Origin of the sequence: Sphingorhabdus sp. (genome assembly GCF_044338195.1) — a bacterium.
GTDB lineage: Bacteria > Pseudomonadota > Alphaproteobacteria > Sphingomonadales > Sphingomonadaceae > Sphingorhabdus_B.
In genome coordinates, this window is the sequence record NZ_JBIIMC010000059.1 from 1 (window position 1) to 3,462 (window position 3,462).

A 3,462-nucleotide genomic window follows, 5' to 3' on the forward strand; every position below is an offset into this window, starting at 1 on the left:
CATGATGCTGGCGTATCATGGATGGGTTGCGCAGCAATGCGCCAAGCACGCCTTGCACTAAGAAATCCGATCCCTTTGCATTGAAACTCTTGGTCTCTGCGCCGGGCGGCAAAATTTGCGGCTTTCGCCAGTCGCGTTTTGGCGTGTTGGTGAAGCGTGCTGGCGGTGCGTTTCTGCGTGTTGCGAAAAGATTATCGAACCGTTCGCGAAACGCATCGGCATAATGTCGTTTGATTTCTCCGTCCGTGATGGTCGCCATGTGCACACCAAGGCGTTGTTTAAGCCCCGCACGGTCCTCTGGCGTGTCCAATGGCGATGCAGACACCTCCGCCTTCCACAATCGCTCCACAAGCGGCTCAGACGCCTCCAGAAGCTCTGTGAGGGCCTTTGCGCCCGATGCCTTCACAAGGTCATCCGGATCCTGCCCATCGGGCAGCGTCACGAACTGAAGGCTGTGGCCAGGCTTTAGCAAGGGCAGGGCACGTAACGCCGCGCGCATCGCGGCTTTCTGCCCAGCTGAGTCTCCATCGAAGCACAGCAACGGTTTTTCGGTCATGCGCCAGAGCATCTGGATTTGCTGTTCGGTCAGCGCGGTGCCCAATGGCGCAACCGCGTCCCCAAAGCCGGCCTGCGCAATCGCGATCACGTCCATATAGCCTTCAACGACGATAACCCGGCCTGTCTGGCGCGATGCAGGCGAACATTTGTCCAGATTGTAGAGCGTCCGCCCCTTGTCGAACAAAGGCGTATCGGGAGAATTGAGATATTTGGGCTCACCATCGCCCAATATCCGGCCGCCAAAAGCAATCACGCGGCCGCGCGGGTCGCGAATGGGTATCATCAGTCGGCCGCGAAATCGGTCGTAAGGATCCTTGTCCTCAACCGCGATCAGCAACCCCGCCTCAACCAGCATGGCGTCGCCATATTGCTTCAGTGCTGATTTCAGCGCTGTGCGATTATCGGGCGCCAGTCCGAAGCCGAAATCGCGGATGGTTTTTTCGCTGAACCCGCGCTTTTTCAGATAGGCCCGCGCACCTGCGCCATCGGGGCTTTGCAATTGCGCGACGAACCAGTCCTGCGCAGACGTCATCACGTCATACAGGCTGTTCGCTTTTTCGGCGCGCTGGGCGGCTTTGGGGTCAGGGGCAGGGACTTCCATCCCCGCTTCGGCGGCCAACTCCTTAATCGCGTCCATGAACGACAGGCCGCGTTGGTCGGTCATCCACCGAATGGCATCGCCATGCGCGGAGCAGCCAAAGCAATGGTAGAAACCTTTTTCATCGTTGATCGTGAAGCTTGGCGACTTCTCGTTATGAAACGGACAACATGCCTTAAACTCGCGCCCCGCCTTGGTGACCTTTACGGTGCGGCCAATCAACGCGGAAAGCGTTGTCCGCGACCGCAGTTCATCAAGCCATTGCGGGGTGAGGGTCATTGTTGGGTATTCCCCTCACGCAGGCGGGAAGGGAGCATGTTTACGACAACGCCGCCTTCACAAGGCCGCTTGCCTTGCTCATGTCGAGTTGCGGCCCATGGCGTTCTTTTAAGGTCGCCATGACACGGCCCATGTCTTTCAGGGTCTCTGCGCCGAGTTCAGCCTTGATACCTTCGATGGCCGCGCTGGTTTCGGCGTCGCTCATTTGTGCGGGCAGGAAATCTTCGATGATCGCAAGCTCAGCAGCTTCAATCGCGGCCAGCTCAACGCGTCCGCCCTGTTCATACAGCGCGATAGATTCGCGGCGTTGCTTGATCATCTTCTGCATGACCTCAACCACCATCGCGTCATCATCGGGCTGCTGCGATGCGGTGCGCAGTTCGATGTCGCGGTCTTTGATTTTGGCTAGGATAAGGCGAACGGCGGCGAGCCGGTCTTTTTCGCCAGCCTTCATCGCGGTGATTTGGGCGGCCTTGATGGTATCACGAATCATAATGTTCTTTCCGAATATGTATTTTGCGCAGATAGCCAATCCGCGCCAAACCGTCACCCTGAACTTGGTTCAGGGTCTTAATGTCATTTCATCCACAATTAAGATGCGGAAACAAGTCCGGGAGGGTGAGTTTGAGATTGACGCACCCGCCCGCCGTCTCTAGGCGCAATCCCTTAGCGACATTGCTGTAATCCGTCTCACAGGAGCGACCCCATCATGGCCGACCCCATTTCTTCGCGCGCGCCTTCTGGAGCGACGGGGGTATTGGTTTTGGCGTCCGGGGAAGTCATCTGGGGCAAGGGCTTTGGCGCAGAGGGCCAAGCCGTTGGCGAAGTGTGCTTCAACACAGCCATGACAGGCTATCAAGAAGTGATGACCGACCCGTCTTATGCCGGGCAAATCATCAACTTCACCTTCCCGCATATTGGCAATGTCGGCACAAACCCCGAAGATGTTGAGGCGCTGAACCCGCATGCCTTGGGCGCTATCGTGCGTCAGGACGTGACGGACCCATCCAATTTCCGCAGCACACAGCATTTTGATGCGTGGATGAAAGCCAATGGCCGCATTGGCGTTTCGGGCGTGGATACCCGCGCACTTACGCGGCTCATCCGTGTTGCCGGCGCGCCAAATGCCGTGATTGCACATTCGGCGAGCGGCGATTTCGACGTCCCTGCATTGTTGGCACGCGCAAAGGCATGGGCTGGCTTGGAAGGCATGGACCTCGCCAAGGATGTAACGACGTTGCAGACTTATGGTTGGGGGCAGGGGCTTTGGAAACTGGGTTCTGGCTATGCCGAACCTGCCAAGGGCGGCAAAAAAGTCGTCGCCATCGATTATGGCATAAAGCACAATATCCTGCGTAATTTGGTCGATGTCGGTTGCGACGTCACGATCGTGAGCGCGACCGCAACATTCGAAGAAATCATGGCGCACGCGCCCGACGGTCTATTCCTGTCGAACGGCCCCGGCGACCCGGCTGCGACTGGCGTATATACCGTTCCGGTGATCAAGCAGTGGCTGGACACCAAAAAGCCTTTGTTCGGCATTTGCCTCGGGCATCAAATGCTTGGCCTCGCGGTCGGCGCGAAGACCGAGAAAATGCATCAGGGCCACCGCGGCGCGAACCATCCGGTCAAGCGCCTGAGCGACGGCGCGGTCGAAATTACCAGCATGAACCATGGCTTTGCCGTGGATGCAGACACCTTGCCCGCCAATGCAAAGGCCACGCATATCAGCCTGTTCGACGGCAGCAATTGCGGCTTCGAACTCGCCGACCAGCCCGCATTTTCGGTGCAATATCACCCAGAAGCCTCACCCGGCCCGCAGGACAGCCATTATCTGTTCGAAAAATTCGCGGGGATGATGGGGTGAATATCCTGATGCCGGCCCTCTATTCTTTGTGCTGCGCACTGACCTCCTCTACACTCCGTCGTATGCATGAAAGTGCGGCTGGGGCCTTTGGAAATATGAATTAAATGCCCAAACGTACTGACATAAAATCGATCCTCATCATTGGCGCTGGCCCCATCAT

3 protein-coding genes are annotated in these 3,462 nt (G+C 57.5%); 1 reads left to right on the top strand and 2 read right to left on the bottom strand.

The annotated features are described in order from the left end of the window. Together dnaG and ACIQZK_RS10600 are read right to left on the bottom strand one after the other, a co-directional pair. Positions 1-1,435 (bottom strand): DNA primase (gene dnaG, locus ACIQZK_RS10595; protein ID WP_397576096.1); only part of this gene is annotated, 1,435 nt, incomplete at its 3' end. Positions 1,436-1,475: 40 nt separating this feature from the next. Then, positions 1,476-1,928, bottom strand: a complete 453-nt coding sequence (locus tag ACIQZK_RS10600) for a GatB/YqeY domain-containing protein (protein ID WP_324476726.1) — start codon at positions 1,926-1,928, stop codon at positions 1,476-1,478. A gap of 216 nt (positions 1,929-2,144) precedes the next feature. Here ACIQZK_RS10600 and carA point away from each other — a divergent pair, with 216 nt between their 5' ends. Then, positions 2,145-3,302, top strand: coding sequence for a glutamine-hydrolyzing carbamoyl-phosphate synthase small subunit (carA, locus tag ACIQZK_RS10605; RefSeq protein WP_397576097.1), 1,158 nt, complete (start codon positions 2,145-2,147; stop codon positions 3,300-3,302). Positions 3,303-3,462 lie beyond the last annotated feature (160 nt).

What these genes read in the sequence shown, in the direction of transcription:
- carA (WP_397576097.1), top strand. Translation starts at nt 2,145, where the DNA reads ATGGCCGACCCCATTTCTTCGCGCGCGCCTTCTGGAGCGACGGGGGTA.
- ACIQZK_RS10600 (WP_324476726.1), bottom strand. Translation starts at nt 1,928, where the DNA reads ATGATTCGTGATACCATCAAGGCCGCCCAAATCACCGCGATGAAGGCT.